The sequence below is a fragment of the Alcaligenes sp. NLF5-7 genome (assembly GCF_024266725.1).
GTDB lineage: Bacteria > Pseudomonadota > Gammaproteobacteria > Burkholderiales > Burkholderiaceae_B > Alcaligenes > Alcaligenes phenolicus.
This window is the reverse complement of sequence record NZ_CP100755.1, coordinates 2,429,128-2,446,332: the sequence shown is the minus strand read 5'-3', so window position 1 is coordinate 2,446,332 and position 17,205 is coordinate 2,429,128. Positions and strand designations below refer to the sequence as shown.

Sequence of the window (17,205 nt, the reverse complement as noted above, 5' to 3'; positions counted from 1 at the left end):
ATGAAAGCCCCCCTGTTTATCGGACTGATGTCTGGTACCAGCATGGACGGTGTGGATGCCGTGCTGGCATCCTTCGGCCCACAGGGGGCACAGATACACCAAACCCATAGCCTGCCCATGCCAGCCGCTCTGCGAGACGAGCTGCTGGCTTTGCAGCATCCAGGGCACAACGAACTGGCCCGCGCCAGCATCGCCGCCCAGCAACTGACCGAACTCTACGCCCAGGCTTGCCTGCCCTGGACTCAAGGCCCCGAAAAAGAGCTGATCCGTGCGATTGGCGTACACGGTCAGACTATCCGCCATGCGCCTGACCAGGGCTACACCCTGCAATTGAATGCCCCTGCTCTTCTGGCCGAACGCTGTGGAGTGGACGTGATTGCGGATTTCCGCAGCCGGGATATAGCGGCGGGCGGCCAAGGTGCACCTTTGGTGCCCATCGTCCATGAAGCCCTGTTCCGTCACGAACATGGCCGCGTCATTCTGAACCTGGGTGGAATTGCGAATATCTCCCTGCTGCTGCCTGGACGCGATGTTTTTGGCTTCGATACTGGCCCGGCGAACATGCTGCTGGATGCCTGGGTGAACAAGCATCAAGGCCAGTCCTACGACAAGGGCGGACAATGGGCTGATAGCGCGGCATCTGATCCTGCCTTGCTTGCCAGCCTGTTGAGCGAACCCTGGTTTGCTCTGCCTGCTCCTAAATCTACAGGTCGTGATCTGTTCAATTTGGGGTGGCTGCAGGAGCATCTGGATCGTGTTGATCCGAAAGGCGAGCTTCAGCCTGCTACGGTGCAATCCACTCTGATGGACTTGACCGTACATAGCGTTGCACAGGCCATCCAGCCTTACGCAGATCAGATTCAAGAGCTGATTGTGTGTGGCGGTGGCGCTGCCAATCCTGCCATGCTGAAACGCCTGGGCGATCTGGTGGCTATGCCTATCCGCTCCAGCGCCGAGCTGGGCATGGATCCGCAATCCATCGAAGCCCTTGCCTTTGCCTGGCTGGCTTACGCGCATATCGAACGTATTCCTGCGGGACTGCCCGCTGTGACAGGCGCACGGCGCGCTACGGTGCTGGGCGCTTGTTATCCGGCCTGAGCTACGAACAAGCCCCTCCCAAGTTGAACCAAGAAGCGTCCTCCAGCGGTTTACCCCTTAGACCTAACGGTGCACGGCCTTCAACAAAACCCCATAAACAAAACACCCCAGACTCTGAACTCAGAGTCTGGGGTGTACTTTGTAGCAACCTGCCAAGGCCAGAAACGCTAAGCAATCAGCGCCAGCCTTGCCTTCTTACATCGTGAAGGAAGAACCGCAGCCGCAGGTAGTCGTGGCATTCGGGTTACGAATCACGAACTGAGCGCCGTCCAGGTCGTCCTTGTAATCAATTTCAGCGCCCACCAGGTATTGGAAGCTCATGGCGTCAACCAGCAGTTGCACGCCATCCTTATCAATAATGGTGTCGTCGTCGTTTACCAGTTCGTCAAAGGTGAAGCCGTACTGGAAGCCGGAACAGCCGCCACCTTGCACGAAGACGCGCAGCTTCAGTTCGGGGCTGCCTTCTTCAATCAGGAGCTCACGGACCTTCTCAACCGCTGAATCGGTAAAGATCAGTGGGGAAGGAGGGGCTTGCAGATCAACGGATTCGGTAAGAGTGCTCATGTGGTTCTCCTGCCGGCCCCCGCCGGCATGAATAATTATCATGTGATCGCCTTGCACATGACCACCCGCGGGTAAGGTGATTAGTCTGGCTGGGCGATTTTTTCCTGGCGAGAGGCGCGGATAACGCTTCCTTCCAGGACGTTCAGCGTCAAGGCGGTGGGTTCAAAGCCTGGCGGCAAAGCCAGCCAACCCATGGCGCGCTGAAACTGGTTGAAGTTTAAAACCAAGGGATCGATCTGTTCTACAGACGACTCTGCCAGTACCGAGTCCGGCCCGGAACTGGGTGATAGATCGATTTTAACGTTTTTTCCGTCTTGCCGCCCAGTCAGCTGAAACTGGAGGCGCCCGGAAAAAGCCTTTCCTTCTGGGGCGTTACGTTGCAGCAGTACCTTGTACTCCAGCAAATCACCCCTTTTCGCAACGTCCAGGGCTCGGACAGTAACAGAACCACTGGGACCGGGTGGGAGCAACTGTTCGTAAAAGGCCAACTGTTCGCGCGTCTGCGCCAGTTCGGCCTGGGTAGACGACAAGGACTTTTCCAAACCCTTGCGTGTGCTCTCTTCCAGAACCAGTTGCCCGCGCAGCCCTTCAAATTCACTTTGAATTTGCTGCAGAGATTGCTGGCTACGCGCCAGATTTTGCATGGCCAGCTGTATTTGTTCGGACTGATCGGCCGGTTGAGTCAGGCTGCGGTAAAGCCACAGGCCTCCACCGCCCAACAACACTCCCAACAATACGGCCAGCCCAATCGTAGTCGCCCCGCCCCGCGAACGGGAAGGAGCGACAGTAGAAGAATTGGTTTGCGGTGATTCAGCCATAAACATTTGACCTGTTCACCAAGACCAAGTTCCCTTTAAGGCAAAATTGCAACGTGATTCAAGCCGGTTTGTTCTGGCAGACCGAACAAGATATTCATGTTCTGCACAGCCTGACCCGAAGCACCCTTAACCAGATTATCCTGCACCACCAGAATAATTAGCTGATCGCCATTGCCAGGACGCTGCACGGAAATACGCAGCTGGTTGGAAGCGCGTACCGAGCGGGTTTCTGGCAGAGTACCGGCAGGCAGCACATCCACAAAGGTTTCCTGGGCGTAGCGCTGCTCGTACAAGGCCTGAAAGTCTGTATCCATGGCTTCGGGCTTGATACGTGCGTAGATCGTGGAGAACATGCCGCGAATCATGGGCACCAGGTGCGGCACAAAGGTCAAACCGACCGGGCCACCAGCCAAGCGCTGCAACTGTTCCACAATTTCCGGATGGTGGCGGTGACCCGACACGCCATATGCCTTGAAGTTGTCGCTGGCTTCAGCAAACAGATTGGGAACCGAAGCACCCTTACCGGCACCGGACACACCGGATTTGCAGTCTGCAATCAGATGCTGGGTATCAACCAGCGCCTTGCCGCCTTCCAGCAAGGGGGCCAGGCCCAACAGAACGGTGGTGGGGTAGCAACCAGGATTACCAATAACCTTGGCTTGAGCAATCTTGTCGCGCAGCAGCTCTGGCAGGCCATAAGCCGACTGGCTCAAGATGTCCGGGCAACTGTGCTCCATCTTGTACCACTTCTGGAATAAGTCCGTATCTTGCAGGCGGAAGTCTGCGGCCAGGTCAATGACGCGCACGCCCGCTTCCAGCAGACGTTCGACCTGGCTCATGGCCACGCCATGTGGAGTGGCAAAAAAGACCACGTCACACTGTTCCAGATTGGCATTTTCCGGCGTGGAGAACTTCAGGTCCACATGACCACGCAGGTTCGGATACATATCCGATACCGGCACACCATCCTCTTTACGCGAGGTAATGGCAACCAGTTCTACCTGGGGGTGCTGACTTAACAGACGCAGCAACTCGACCCCGGTGTAACCTGTACCGCCAACAATCCCTACCTTGATCCGGGTATCGCTATGTGTAGCCATGAACTTTCCTGAAAGAGAGACGAGCAAAAATTCTATCTTAACGTAGTCCTGCCTGTTCTCAAGTACCAGAGCGGGCAAAGCAGGACAAATGTAGCCAGCAAACAAAAACCCCGGACACGTCCGGGGTTTTTGAGCACCATAAACAGGTCGCGAAGCGAATTAACGCTTGCTGAACTGTTTGCGGCGACGTGCTTTGTGCAGACCGACTTTCTTACGCTCAACAGCACGAGCGTCACGAGTCACCAAGCCAGCTTGTTTCAGTTCTGTCTTCAGTGTTGCGTCGTAGTCGATCAGAGCGCGGGTGATGCCGTGACGGGCAGCACCGGCCTGGCCGCTTTCGCCGCCGCCATGCACGTTGATCTTGATGTCAAACGATTCAACATGGTTGGTCAGCACTAGGGGCTGACGCACAATCATGCGACCCGTTTCACGAGCAAAGTATTCGTCAACAGGCTTGCCGTTGACTACGATTTGACCCGTACCCTTCTTGATGAAGACACGAGCAACGGAGGTCTTGCGACGGCCCGTACCGTAATTCCAGTTACCAATCATGACCTATCCTTAGATGTCCAGAGTTTTAGGCTGTTGAGCACTGTGAGGATGCTCGGCACCAGCGTAAACCTTCAGTTTCTTGGCCATGGCGTAGCCCAGAGGGCCTTTTGGCAACATACCCTTGACGGCCTTTTCGATGGCACGGCCTGGGAAGCGCTCTTGCATGGTTTGGAAGTTGGTTTCGTAAATACCGCCTGGGTAGTTCGAGTGACGATAGTACTTCTTATCCTGCGCCTTGTTACCGGTCACGGCAATGTCAGCAGCGTTGATGATAATGATGTAATCGCCGGTATCAACGTGAGGGGTATATTCGGGTTTGTGCTTACCACGCAAACGGCGTGCGACTTCGCTGGCCACACGACCAAGGACTTTGCCTTTAGCGTCAATCACAAACCAGTCACGTTTGACTTCAAGCGGCTTGGCCACGAAGGTCTTCATGATGGTTCCTAAATATTAAAATTCTGGGTCAAAGCAACATGCTCGGCCCATACAATCTACCCGCTGTTTCAAGCCGGGCAGCTCTATTTGACCCTGCCAAGGCGTTATATTCCGCCCGTGCATTTCTGCCAAATAGCTCGCCATAATAACATAAATAGTGGATAACACTAGGGTTTTGCACAAAAACACAGGTTTTTTGCCACAACCAGGCGCTCTCTCATAAAGGGAAGGCGCATTAAAAACCCCTGCTTTCCAAAGGAAAAACAGGGGTTAACAAGACTGGTTAGTCGAACCGGAGCAGACTGCCCTGCCCGGTCCCAACTACGGGGATCAGCCTTTTTTCTGGTTTGCCAGAGCAATGCCCAGGTAGTTGTCGTAAGAGCCTTCGGCCACACGGAACCAAGGCACAATCGCGTCACGAAAGCCCATGTAGTCGTCGTGAATCTTCTTGAACATGGGATCCTTGTCGCAGAACTCCTTGTACAGAATATTGGCGGTCTTGAAGGACTCGTCCATCACGTCTCGCGGGAAGGCTTTCAGTACCGCACCGCTGGCGATCAGGCGACGCAGGGCGCCTGGGCTTTGGGCGTCGTACTGACAGATCATGCGCTCGCCCGCAGCACGCGAAGCAATTTCAATCAGGGACTGGTATTGCTTGGGCAGTGCATTGAAAGCAGCGTCGTTCACGTACAGCGAAACCTGGGCCGACCCCTCCCACCAACCGGGATAGTAGTAATACTTGGCCACTTTCTGGAAGCCCAGTTTCTCGTCATCCACAGGACCGACGAATTCCACGGCGTCCAGTGTGCCTTTTTCCAGCGATGGGTAAATATCGCCTGGTGGCACTTGCTGAGGCACCACGCCCATGCGGGCCAGCACTTCGCCAGCAAAACCGGCCGTACGCATCTTCAGACCTTTCAGGTCTTCCAGAGAGTTGATTTCCTTGCGGTACCAACCACCCATCTGGGTGCCGGTGTTACCGAAAGCGAAGTTGATGATGTTGCGAGTGGCAAACAGTTCACGCAGCAGCTTGGTACCGTTGCCTTCCTGCATCCAGGCGTTCATTTGACGGGCATTCAGGCCAAAAGGCACGGCCGTGTCAAAGCTGAACGAGGGGTCTTTACCGTAGTAGTAATAAGAAGCTGTCTGACCGCACTCCACCGTGCCATTGCTGACTGCATCCATCACACCAAAACCGGGGACAATTTCACCGGCTGGGTACAGACGGATGTTGAAGTTGCCGTCCGAGGCCTCTTCCACCATCTTGCAAAACGACTGGGCTGTCGAAAACAGAGCCGGGGTAGCGGGACCGTAAGTCGATGTCAGCTTCCAATTAACCTTGGGATTGCTTTGGGCAATAGCAGGAGCAGCAATAGCGGCGGTACTGGCTACGGCGCCAAGACCTGCCTTTTTCAGAAACGAGCGACGCTGCATGAATAACCTCCTTGTGGGTATTCGATAACTGGGAAATATTTTTATGCTATGGATAGTACACTGGCGCGCCCCGAATGGGGGGCTGGGAAAGCCCGGATTATCCCGCAAATCCGGCCCTATATTGTCGGGTCTTTGACCTGAAACACCTGAACGGCGCTCCATAGAGAACGGCCTGAGTCGGAAGCGACTCCGAACTCAGGCCGTAAACATCTGTTTATTGAGCGCCCTCTTGCCCGTGGCAAGGTATAAGGGGCCAAGCCAGTTTTCCAGGTAGCAGAAATCAGGAACCGGCCACCGACATCTGCTCGATCAGGATGGAACCCGTACGCTTGGAGCCAGCCGCAAAGGTATCAGCACCCACGGCCACAATCTGCACAAACATCTCGGCCAGATTGCCTGCAATCGTCACTTCTTCCACGGCATGCTGAATGCGACCATTTTCCACCCAGTAGCCAAAGGCACCACGCGAGTAGTCGCCGGTCAGGTAATTGATACCCTGGCCGATCAGCTCGGTTACCAGCAGACCACGGTCCATTTTCTTCAACATGGCATCCAGGTCGTCCTCGGGACGAGTCAGGCGCGAGCTCAGCAGCAAATTGTGCGAACCACCGGCATTCCCCGTAGAAGGCATGCCCAGTTTGCGGCCTGCGTAGGAAGACAGAAAATAGCCTTTCAGCTCGCCGCCACGCACTACATCACGGTCGCAGGTACGTACCCCTTCCGAGTCAAACGGTGCACTGCCCATGGCGGCAGCCAGATGCGGACGCTCCAGCACGTCAATGTGCTTGGCCATGACAGACTTGCCCAAAGAATCCAGCAGGAAGCTGGTTTTGCGATACAGGGCCGAGCCACTGGTGGCCTGCACCAGAGAGCCGATCAAGCCCACAGCCAGCGGGGCTTCAAACAACACCGGATAGCGGCCGGTCGGAATACGGCGGGCCGACAGGCGCGACAAAGTGCGCTCGGCCGCATAACGCCCAACCGACTCGGGGCTGGCCAGGCGGGAAGGGTCACGCGAGCTGCTGTACCAGTAGTCGCGGTGCATATTGTCGCCCTTGCCGGCAATGGGGCTGACGCTGAGCGAGTGACGGCTATAGGGGTAGCCCCCAAGAAAGCCGCGGCTGTTACCCATCACAAAATGCCCTTCCAGCGTATCGACCGACGCGCCTTCGGAATTACTGATCAGAGGACTCAACTCCAGCGCAGCCTGCTCGGCACGAATCGCCAGTTTGGCGGCCTGATCCGCGTCCAGCAGCCAGGGATGGTGCAGGTGCAGATCGGGATAGCTTTGCGCCAGCATGTCTTTTTCAGGCAGCCCAGCAAAAGGATCTTCAGCGGTGTAGCGGGCAATATGCCAGGCGGCTTCCACCGTTTCACGCAGCGCCTTGATCGAAAAGTCCGACGTGGAGGCCGAGCCACTGCGCTGGCCTGCAAACACGGTCACACCCAAGGAGCGGTCTTGCGTCTGCTCTACCGTTTCCAGTTCCATCTGGCGCACAGAGACGGCCAGACCTTTGTTTTCTGAAATATCGACGGCAGCATCACTGGCGCCCAGTTTTTTGGCATGCCGCAGCGCTTCATCCACCAATTCACAAAACTGGAACTGATTGGCACTGATCGACAATTGGGAAATAGTTGGATGACTCATTGCTACTCTTTGAGGGTTAGGCGGTTATCATAGCCAATTGGCGACAATCTTTGCTATTTCACTTCTTATGGCCCGTCCACGCACTGAAATCGATGAAAACGGTTACGACCGCCCCAGCAAATCGCAGGTAAAACGCGAAATGCACGCTCTGCTCGACCTGGGCAAACGCCTGATTGAGCTCTCGGACGACCGACTCAAACAACTTGATCTGGGCGAGCCCTTGATGGCTGCCATCAAGGATGCCAAGCGCATCAGCCCGACGGCCCGCGAAGGACGCCGCCGTCAAATCCACTACGTGGGCAAGCTGATGCGCAATGTGGAGCCCGAACCGATCCTGAAACAACTGGACGTCTGGGAAAACGGCTCCAAGGAAGACACCCGTGCCATGCACAGGCTGGAAGCGCTACGCGACCTGTTGTTGCGTGATGACGACGCTCTGACCGAATTCATGAATGAATTTTCCGGCGCCGATATCCAGCAATTGCGCACCCTGATTCGTGCCGCACGCAAAGAAGCCGAGAAAAATTCCACACTGGTACAAGGCCAAGACCCACAGCGCAAGCACTACCGCGCCCTGTACCAATACATCAAGACCTTGGTAGATCTTTCGGAGTCCGCATGAACCCTCTGCTTGAGTCGATTGAGATTGAAACCGGTGCCAACCCTCAGCACGCCGTTATCTGGCTGCATGGCTTAGGCGCTGACGGCCACGATTTCGCCCCTATAGTGCCAGAGCTGGGCCTGCAAAACGCCCCCGCTATTCGTTTCATTTTCCCGCACGCCCCCATCCAGCCCGTCACCATCAATGGCGGCATGGCCATGCGTTCCTGGTACGACATTTATGTGGCGGACCTGGTGCGCCACGAGGACGAAAGCGGCCTGCGCCAATCGCAGATCGAAGTGCAGAACCTGATTGCCCGCGAAAACGCTCGCGGCATTCCCACGGAAAATATTGTTCTGGCCGGTTTCTCGCAAGGCTGTGCCATGACGCTGCAAACCGGCTTGCGCTTGCCAGAGCGTCTGGCTGGCATGCTCTGCCTGTCCGGTTACCTGCCTTTGGCGACAGCGGTGGAAAAAGAACGTCATCAGGCCAATCAGAACACGCCTATATTCATGGCGCATGGCAGCATGGACCCGGTCGTGCCTCTGACACGTGCCGAAGCCAGCCGTCAGCAACTGGAAGCCATGGGCTATCAGGTGCAATGGAATGTCTACCCCATGCCCCACGCTGTTTGCCCGGAAGAAATCAGCGCGATTGGCCACTTCCTGAAACAGGTACTGCGCTAATCAGAGCACAAGACAAAAAAACGCCGCTGCAATCACAGCGGCGTTTCTTATTCAGCTTTTCATTGATAGATCCGAGCAATACGCTCTTGCCAGGTCTTTTCCCGAACCTGCACCCCATCCTCTTTCAGCACCCGCGTGAAAGTCAGGTAGAAATACGACTCGTCGGACTCGATCCGAGCCTGGGCTGACATATCAATCTCCCGCCCCTTGATCGTAAAGACATTGCGCCGATCACCCTGATAGCGCGCCTTGGCAGGCGTAGCATCATTGACCTCCCAGCGATACATCTCCTCGGAGCGGTACAAATTGTCATGCAGCACCCAGCTAAGCTCATTGCTGGTGGTGAACGTCGAATCGCCCGTAGCTTCATTACGAACACTGCTGAACATGGGGCCATCCCCGTCAATAGTGCGGCCGAAAGGAGCCGCTTCACTCGCCTGGGGTGGCGACATGACGCAAGCCTGCGTACCCTGCTCCCGCACAGGCACCACGGGCAGGTCTACCCAGGTATCCGCACCCGGAAACAGACTGGTGACACCCGGCGTCGGGCTGGGCCAGACCATAGGGAACTGCGCATTGCTCACCGCCAGGCGGATACGATGGCCCGGCTTGAAACGCCACGTAGTGAAGTGAATGGATGTTTCCAAATTGGTGGCCTTACCCGGCACCAAGGGCTGTGGTTCCAGACGCGAGATACGCTGGGAAGGGTTGATGATTGCCCCGCTGACCAAAGAAACCTGCCCATTCGGGGCCACATCCTCCAGTCGCACTGTCCATTGATAGAAAGGCGCATCAGCCGCGACCTTCAGACGTACCTTAGGCATACCCATGATTTCCATGGCATCGCTCAAGGGCGCGGAGTCATACACCAGGCTATGTGCATCATCGGCAGCCATATCGCCCGTTTGCTCACCCCACCAGCCACCACCAGCCAAACTCGCTCCAGCCTTGTAACGCAAGGTCTGAGCCAAACCGGAGGCAGGAGAAATAGCAGCCAGCTGGTGTCCGGCCTGAGGATGCAGACGTTGAGTCCGCGCGCCTTCCACCGGCCATTGCGGATCACAGCGCCAATAACCGGGCACGCTGGTCCGATCGGTAGCGGGAGCATGGCCGGTACGCATGAAGGCCATCCGACGCGGTTCATCCAGAATTCCGGTATCTATGTCTTTAAGCCAGTAGTCCCACCAGCGCACCGCCTTCTCGCGCCACTCATAATTCGGGCCAGGCACGCCATATTCTGGCCAGGCGTGGTTCCAGGGCCCCATTTCCACAATTACAGGCGCTTTCGAGGTTCGACTGACATCCAGCGCAAAATCACGATAGCCATCCAGCAAGCCACCAATCAAATAGGCCGGGACTTCCAAAGGCTGCTTTTTGAAGGCCAGGGACTCGGCACGCCAGAAATCGCCGTCCTGTTGTTGACGCAGCCAGGTAAAAATCCAGGGCTCGCGGTCAAAACGGTTCTTGAAATACTCCTGGTCAATCCGATAATCCGGGCTTTGCGGCATGGCGTTATCGGTATCAATCTGGTGCGCATAGGAGTCAATATGCAAGGCACCATCAATATAGTGAACGTCGTTGTAAAACAGATCGGTAGAACCGTGCGCCGCGATAATGGCCTTGAGTGCTGGCGGTTTTCTGTGAGCCGTCATCAAGGAGTTGAAGGCGCTCCAGGACAGGCCGTACATACCCACCTTGCCATTGGACCAGCTCTTGCGAGACAACTGATCGATCAGCTCCTCGGCATCGGCAATCTCGGCAGCGGAATACTCGCTAACAGGGACAGGGCCAGAGCTGCCACCTGTGCCACGCACATCAACCCGCGCCAGCACATAGCCCCGCTTGGCAAAATAAGAGCCGTACTCGTAGTCACCCAGCGCGAAGAAGTCGTCCTTGCGATAAGGCAGCATCTCCAGAATGACCGGGAAGGTTTCACCCGGTGTTTTAGCCGATGGCCGATAATACGTCACCGCCAAGCGCACACCATCGCGCATTTCCAGGCTGTCGTTCTCCATGGAGAACTCGTAATGGTTTTTTTCAGGTGGCATCGCTGTCTGCCCGGAGCAAGCCAGCAGGCCGCCTATCAAGAACAAGCCCAGCACCCAGCGCTGCAAAGCAGCCAGATTCAATCGCATCATTGTGTCCCCGGTATGTGGCGCCGTCGGTGGTGGGCACCATCCATTGATGCGGCGGCAGCCAGCAATCCAGCGCTGTACTGCCTGCCATCACGAGTGCATCATAGTCCCGCCACCGTTGAGTGAATCGGGACATCAGGGGAACAATTAAACGGGTATTTACCTGACAAGCAGACAGGCCTGCCTGTGCCTAATCCGAGCGACGGGTCTCACCCAGATCCAGCCAGACACGACGCATGCTGGGGTCTTCCGGGTCCGCATCGTTCTGAAAGCCCAGACGCTTCATCAAGGCTTGCATAGGCGCATTGGAGGCCAGCACATAGCCGTCGATGTAGGTCAGCCCCTGCTCGGCGGCAGCCTGTATCAGCGCCTCCATCAGGATGACTCCCAGACCACGCCGCTGCCAGGCATCCCCGATAACCAGGGCATATTCTGCCCCCCGGCCATCACCATTACGAAGATAGTGGGCAAACCCAATAATCTCGTCACGGGGATGGTTACGGTTATCTGGATTGGGCGAACGCACGGTAGCGATCAGCGCCAGCTCCCGGTCGTAGTCGATGCGGGTGTAGCGCGACAACATGCGTGGAGTCAGTTCTCGCAGCATGGACACAAAGCGCATGTAGCGACTTTCATCCGACAGGCCACGCATAAAGGTCTGCAAGGCCTCGGCGTCCTCGGGACGTATAGGGCGCAAGGTCCAGCGCTGCCCATCCTTGAACTGACGCCGCTCAATCATGTGACGCGGATAGGGATGAATCGCCATGTGGCGATAGCCAGCCGTTTCAGGCAGTACCAGCATGGACTGCTTGCTCAGGGAAATGGAAATGCTCTTGATGTACAGACTGTTCTCGCCCGCCATGATGGGGTCCAGCACCACACGGCGCACGCCGGGCAACTCGCTCATCAAATCCGAAAGACGCTCCAGCACCTGCAACAGCTGCGTCAACACCAAAGGCGTCAATTGCGAGGACAGGCTCTTGCGCCACAAGGGACTACGCTCCACCAACTGGCGCGCCAGATAGCGGTTCAGCGGTGGCAGTTCTACCGCCGGATAGGATGAGGAAAGCCAATCCGCGTGATCGGCCCCACCAAAGACGGCGTAAGGGCCCAACTTGTCGTCGGTCTCAAAACGCAGACCCATGGGCGGGACATCAGGATCAGGCTCACCCTGATCGTGCGTCACACGCAAGTCGACAACAGGCACGTGGAAGTAGCGCAGCAGATCGCGGCACTCCTGCTCGCTAGCCTCGCGGCGCTCGCTTTGAATCTGGCGTACCAGTTCTCGGGCAGGCTCTACCTCTGGCAAGGTGCCCAGCGGCAAAGGCGGCAAGGTCTGCTGCGACAAATGCTGGTTGTAGTGATAGCGGGCCAGCAGATCGAAGGCGTTGGCAGCCGTATCCGGGGTACGGAAAGCCGGCGTCCCCACACCATCGAGCAAATGACGCAGGGGACGCATATCCGCATCCCCAATCAAGCACGTAATAATGGGTTTGCGAGCACTGGCCGACAGCATGGCCAGCTCACGCGATACCGCCGGCATATCGGCCAAGGGGTCTGGTGTCAGCAAGACCAGCACCCCGTCAATTTCCTTGTCATCCAGCAAGGTGGAAATAACCGAGTCGATACGCATGGGCGTCAGTGGCACATAAGTGACCACCGGGTTCTGAACCTGGTCGCCAGGAGCCAGCAGATTATCCAGCGCCCGCTGGGTCGAGGGCGATAGCTCCGGGCAGGTCACTGCGGCATCCGAACCCAGTACATCCAAAGCCATCTGCGCGGCCCCATTCCCATTGGAGAACAAGGCAATACGCCGCCCTTTGGGACGGCGGGTGTAAACCAGCACTTTCAGGGCCGAGAACAGCTGCACAAAATAACGAATGCGCACCGCCCCCACACGCCGCATCAAGGCATTGAAGACCGCCTCGTGGGCCTCGCCCTGCTGACGCTGACCGCCTACTTTCAGGACCACCACAGGTTTGACGGCCGCTACGGCGTGCAAGGCACTGGTGAAACGACGAGAAGCAGGTGTGTGCTCCAGATACAGCGCAATACTGTCCGTGCGCGGGTCCATGGCCAGATATTCAAGCACCTCGGGCACGTCGATAACGGCCTCGTCCCCGACCGACACAATGGCAGAGAAACCCAGGCTGACATCCTCAGCCCAGTCCATCAAGGCCGAGGTAATGGAGCGCGACTGAGACACCAAGGCCACACGGCCCGCCAGAGCCATTTGCGGCTCGTGACTTAAATTGATGCCCAGATGCGGCCGTTGTATCCCGAAGGCACGCGGCCCCAGCACCAGACAATTATTGATACGGGCCCAGGAGCGCGCATACACCATGTCTTCCATAGGATCGCGGGAGGCCAGATTGGAGGGCAGCAACAGAACCACACGTGGTTTATGCACCCGGATGGCATCCAGGGCCTGTGGCAAACGCACCGGCTCGATACACACCAGCGCCAGATCCAGGCGCTGTGTATCGGTCAATCCTTCCAGACGATCGGGCACCAGCACTTGCGTGGCTGTAATCCGTGCCTGCGTGATCCGCCCAGCCAATCGGGCTGGCATCTCGTTGATCAGGGGCAAAGGCAAGGTGGACACGACCAACACCGAACGGGGCTCAAACAATGCTGTCAGACGATGCCTTAGGGCTGCCATGATTGTTCCGCCATAAGAAAACCACACACCAAAATAATGAATTCTCCCATCTTAAGCACAGCCGCCTACAAATAAAAGAGACTTGGCTGGCTATCTCTGTCTTGCATCATGCAGCCGGTTTTTATCCCGTGGCGGGCCATTCATATACTTTCGTATAGCAACCATACGCCAATGCCTGGGCAAAACGGGCGCAAAGCCAGTCGCAAAGCGGCTTGCAGGTCGTAAAATAACACCCGTTCGGAAAGCAGGACCTTTCGTTCTCTCTGACAGGAAAAAACACACTATGTCCAGCGACGACAGTCGAAGAAAGATGCTGCACAGGCCCCTCAGACGCTACTGACCCACCGGGTTGTCTGCTGATGTGGCTTGCGCAGCACGATCAGGAGTCAACCATGCACCGCATTATTCATACTGGACCGATCCGGGCCCTGACCTCGTCGGGTTCGCATCTTGCCACACCTTGCCCTCGCGAGCGTGCTGTTCCCGGCCGCCGCCCCGCTATTGCCTGGCGTATCAACACGGCCAGTCGCAAACCAGAAATTCACTGGATTGCAGACAGTGACAAACCACCCTCAGCGCGAGTGTGGCGCTGCACCTTGCCCAGCCACTAAACGCTGGCCTGACGCTTACTAAATCCGCTTGTTCTTATCTTTAGTTTGCCGACCCTCACACCGGTCGGCAGGACCTGCTGTGTCCATCTCTTGGGATGGACAGCACCGTCACGCCTGTACACCAGGAGCATTACATGAGCATTCAACAACATCGTCCGCCACTGCGCTCAGTGGACTACGACGCCAAGCTGCGCACGGCCACCGAAACCGGGCTTAGCCTGGAGACAACCCTGGCCTCTGTACAAGCCAATCTGAATGGCCTGACCGACGCCGAAGCCTTGAGCCGCCTGACCGAATACGGACCTAACGAGGTCGCCCGGGACAAGCCCGCCCACGCCCTGATTCAATTGGCGCTGGCCTTTAAAAATCCCTTTATTGCGGTCCTGATGGTGCTGGCCGCCGTTAGTGCTGTCACCGACATTATTTTGCCCATGCGCTCGGGCGAAGAAGTGGACTACACCGGCGTGCTGATTATTGTGGTCATGGTCACCTTGAGCGGCCTGCTGCGTTTCTGGCAGGAGTACCGTTCCGGCAAAGCTGCCCAGGCTCTGAAAGCCATGGTTCGTACCACCGCCAGCGTACAACGACGCTCTACCGTGTCCAGCGCCACGGTCATGCGCGAAATCCCCATGAGCCAGATCGTGCCCGGCGATATTGTGCGCCTGTCGGCTGGGGACATGATCCCGGCAGACCTGCGCTTGATAGAGTCCCGCGACTTGTTCGTCAGCCAGGCCGCCCTGACAGGTGAAGCCCTGCCTGTCGAAAAGTACGATGTCTTTAGCGCAGTCAGCAGCAAAAGTGCTACGGCGTCCAGCTCCCAGGCCGGTGTGCTGGACCAGAACAATATGTGCTTTATGGGCACCAACGTAGTCAGCGGTACGGCCACGGCAGTGGTTGTGGCCACCGGTGCCAAGACCTATTTCGGCTCGCTGGCCAAAGCCATTGTCGGTTCGCGCGCCGAAACTTCTTTTGACCGGGGCGTAAACAGCGTCAGCTGGCTGCTGATTCGCTTCATGCTGGTCATGGTGCCCATCGTGCTGCTGATCAACGGTTTCTCCAAAGGCGACTGGACCGAAGCCTTCCTGTTCGCACTGGCCGTTGCCGTGGGCCTAACCCCTGAAATGCTGCCCATGATTGTGTCCTCCAACCTGGCCAAGGGCGCGGTGGCCATGGCCAAGAACAAGGTGGTGGTCAAGCGTCTGAACGCGATCCAGAACTTTGGTGCCATGGACGTGCTGTGTACCGACAAGACCGGCACCCTGACACAAGATCGCATCATTCTGGAACACCATCTGGGTCTGGATGATCGCAACAGTCCTCGCATTCTGGAACTGGCGCTGCTCAACAGCCTGCACCAAAGCGGCGTGAAGAACCTGATGGATCAGGCGGTACTGCGCTTCGCAGAAAAAACACCCTCTGCCCTGCAAGCCATTGGCTCCTACCGCAAGATAGACGAACTGCCTTTTGATTTTGTGCGTCGTCGCCTATCGGTTGTCGTGCAAAATCCGCAAGGCGAACAGCTCATGGTCTGCAAGGGTGCGGTGGAAGAAATGCTCAGCATTGCCACCCACGTACAAGACGGTGACCAGCGCTTGCCACTGGATACCGAGCAACGTGCCCGTTTGCTGAAAATGGCTTACCGCTACAACTCGGACGGCTTCCGTGTCCTGCTGATTGCCACTCGCCGTATTCCTGTCGAACAGGCCAAGAGCCGTTATGAAGCCCAGGATGAACGCGAGATGACGGTACAAGGCTTGCTGACCTTCCTGGACCCACCAAAGGAAAGTGCTGCCCAAGCGATTGCCGCCCTGACCGAGCACGGTGTAGCCGTAAAAGTACTGACCGGCGATAACGAAATCATTACCGCGAAAATCTGCCGTGAAGTGGGCCTGGCGCCCGGCAAGCCTTTGCTCGGACCTGAAATCGAGCTGATGCAAGACCCCGATCTGCGTTGCGCTGTCGAGCGCCACTCGGTTTTTGCCAAGCTCACGCCCCTGCAAAAATCACGTGTACTCAAAGCGCTGCAAGCCAATGGTCACACCGTCGGTTTTCTGGGAGATGGCATCAACGACGCCCCCGCCCTGCGCGATGCCGACGTGGGGATTTCGGTGGATAGCGGCACGGATATTGCCAAGGAATCGGCAGACATCATCCTGCTGGAAAAGAACCTGCTGGTTCTGGAAGAAGGCGTGATCAAAGGCCGCGAAACCTTTGGCAACATCATCAAGTACCTGAACATGACAGCCAGCTCCAACTTTGGCAATGTGTTCTCGGTGCTGGTGGCCAGTGCGTTCATCCCCTTTCTGCCCATGTTGGCCATCCACTTGCTGATTCAGAACCTGCTCTACGATATCTCCCAACTGGCTTTGCCCTGGGACCGCATGGACAAGGACTTTCTACGCAAACCGCGTAAATGGGATGCCAAGAATATTGGCCGCTTCATGATCTGGATAGGCCCGACCTCATCCATCTTCGACATCACCACCTTTGTCCTGATGTGGTACGTGTTTGGCGCCAATACGCCCGAACTGCAATCGCTGTTCCAGTCCGGCTGGTTTATTGAAGGCTTGCTCTCGCAGACACTGGTTGTTCACATGCTGCGTACGCAAAAGATCCCCTTCATCCAAAGCACCGCAGCCCTGCCTGTGATGCTGATGACCTTCCTGATTGCCGCTATTGGTATTTATCTGCCCTTCTCGGGCGTCGGTGCACTGGTTGGCCTGCAGCCTTTGCCTTGGGAATACTTCCCGTGGCTGGTCGGCACCTTGCTGGCTTACTGCCTGGTCGCACAGGGTATGAAAATGCTGTACATCCGCCGCTTTGGCCAGTGGTTCTAAGTCGGACAGGTCTGGGCCCCC

14 protein-coding genes are annotated in these 17,205 nt (G+C 56.8%); 5 read left to right on the top strand and 9 right to left on the bottom strand.

Features of this window, described 5'->3' with window-relative positions:
• Positions 1-1,098, top strand: coding sequence for an anhydro-N-acetylmuramic acid kinase (locus MID00_RS11240; protein ID WP_254498829.1), 1,098 nt, complete (start codon positions 1-3; stop codon positions 1,096-1,098).
• A gap of 195 nt (positions 1,099-1,293) precedes the next feature.
• Here the strand turns inward: MID00_RS11240 and erpA are convergent, their stop codons facing one another.
• The 7 genes from erpA to pmbA all read right to left on the bottom strand — a co-directional run bounded on the left by erpA (position 1,294) and on the right by pmbA (position 7,652).
• Positions 1,294-1,662, bottom strand: a complete 369-nt coding sequence (gene erpA, locus MID00_RS11235) for an iron-sulfur cluster insertion protein ErpA (RefSeq protein ID WP_003801826.1) — start codon at positions 1,660-1,662, stop codon at positions 1,294-1,296.
• Positions 1,663-1,742: 80 nt separating this feature from the next.
• The gene (locus MID00_RS11230) at positions 1,743-2,480 is read right to left on the bottom strand and encodes a DUF6776 family protein (RefSeq protein WP_143241235.1); all 738 of its coding nucleotides are present in this window, start codon (positions 2,478-2,480) and stop codon (positions 1,743-1,745) included.
• Between the two features lie 35 nt (positions 2,481-2,515).
• A complete protein-coding gene (gene argC, locus MID00_RS11225; RefSeq protein ID WP_254498828.1) occupies positions 2,516-3,580 on the bottom strand; it encodes an N-acetyl-gamma-glutamyl-phosphate reductase in 1,065 nt (354 codons plus the stop codon).
• Between the two features lie 159 nt (positions 3,581-3,739).
• On the bottom strand, positions 3,740-4,132 hold the full coding sequence (rpsI, locus tag MID00_RS11220) for a 30S ribosomal protein S9 (RefSeq protein WP_009460666.1): 393 nt from the start codon (positions 4,130-4,132) through the stop codon (positions 3,740-3,742).
• Positions 4,133-4,141: 9 nt separating this feature from the next.
• Positions 4,142-4,570, bottom strand: a complete 429-nt coding sequence (rplM, locus tag MID00_RS11215; RefSeq protein ID WP_003801836.1) for a 50S ribosomal protein L13 — start codon at positions 4,568-4,570, stop codon at positions 4,142-4,144.
• A 330-nt stretch (positions 4,571-4,900) separates the two neighbouring features.
• Complete coding sequence (locus MID00_RS11210; protein ID WP_009460663.1) at positions 4,901-6,004, bottom strand: TRAP transporter substrate-binding protein; 1,104 nt, start codon at positions 6,002-6,004, stop codon at positions 4,901-4,903.
• A 280-nt stretch (positions 6,005-6,284) separates the two neighbouring features.
• Positions 6,285-7,652: a metalloprotease PmbA gene (gene pmbA, locus MID00_RS11205; RefSeq protein WP_060186674.1), complete on the bottom strand. Its 1,368-nt coding sequence runs from the start codon at positions 7,650-7,652 to the stop codon at positions 6,285-6,287.
• Positions 7,653-7,719: 67 nt separating this feature from the next.
• Between pmbA and yjgA the strand changes: the two genes are divergently transcribed.
• Together yjgA and MID00_RS11195 are read left to right on the top strand one after the other, a co-directional pair.
• Positions 7,720-8,274 carry a ribosome biogenesis factor YjgA gene (yjgA, locus tag MID00_RS11200; protein ID WP_009460660.1) on the top strand — a complete coding sequence of 185 codons (555 nt, stop codon included), beginning with the start codon at positions 7,720-7,722 and terminating at the stop codon, positions 8,272-8,274.
• Complete coding sequence (locus MID00_RS11195; RefSeq protein ID WP_022983590.1) at positions 8,271-8,939, top strand: alpha/beta hydrolase; 669 nt, start codon at positions 8,271-8,273, stop codon at positions 8,937-8,939. The genes yjgA and MID00_RS11195 overlap by 4 nt, the downstream gene beginning before the upstream one ends.
• Before the next feature lie 59 nt (positions 8,940-8,998).
• Here the strand turns inward: MID00_RS11195 and MID00_RS11190 are convergent, their stop codons facing one another.
• Both MID00_RS11190 and MID00_RS11185 read right to left on the bottom strand, forming a co-directional pair.
• Complete coding sequence (locus MID00_RS11190; RefSeq protein WP_254498827.1) at positions 8,999-11,077, bottom strand: CocE/NonD family hydrolase; 2,079 nt, start codon at positions 11,075-11,077, stop codon at positions 8,999-9,001.
• Between the two features lie 187 nt (positions 11,078-11,264).
• Positions 11,265-13,736, bottom strand: a complete 2,472-nt coding sequence (locus MID00_RS11185; protein WP_035270494.1) for a GNAT family N-acetyltransferase — start codon at positions 13,734-13,736, stop codon at positions 11,265-11,267.
• 392 nt (positions 13,737-14,128) lie between these two features.
• Between MID00_RS11185 and MID00_RS11180 the strand changes: the two genes are divergently transcribed.
• Together MID00_RS11180 and mgtA are read left to right on the top strand one after the other, a co-directional pair.
• Complete coding sequence (locus MID00_RS11180; RefSeq protein WP_009460652.1) at positions 14,129-14,347, top strand: hypothetical protein; 219 nt, start codon at positions 14,129-14,131, stop codon at positions 14,345-14,347.
• Between the two features lie 134 nt (positions 14,348-14,481).
• Positions 14,482-17,184, top strand: a complete 2,703-nt coding sequence (mgtA, locus tag MID00_RS11175; RefSeq protein ID WP_254498826.1) for a magnesium-translocating P-type ATPase — start codon at positions 14,482-14,484, stop codon at positions 17,182-17,184.
• The last annotated feature ends 21 nt before the right edge of the window (positions 17,185-17,205 follow it).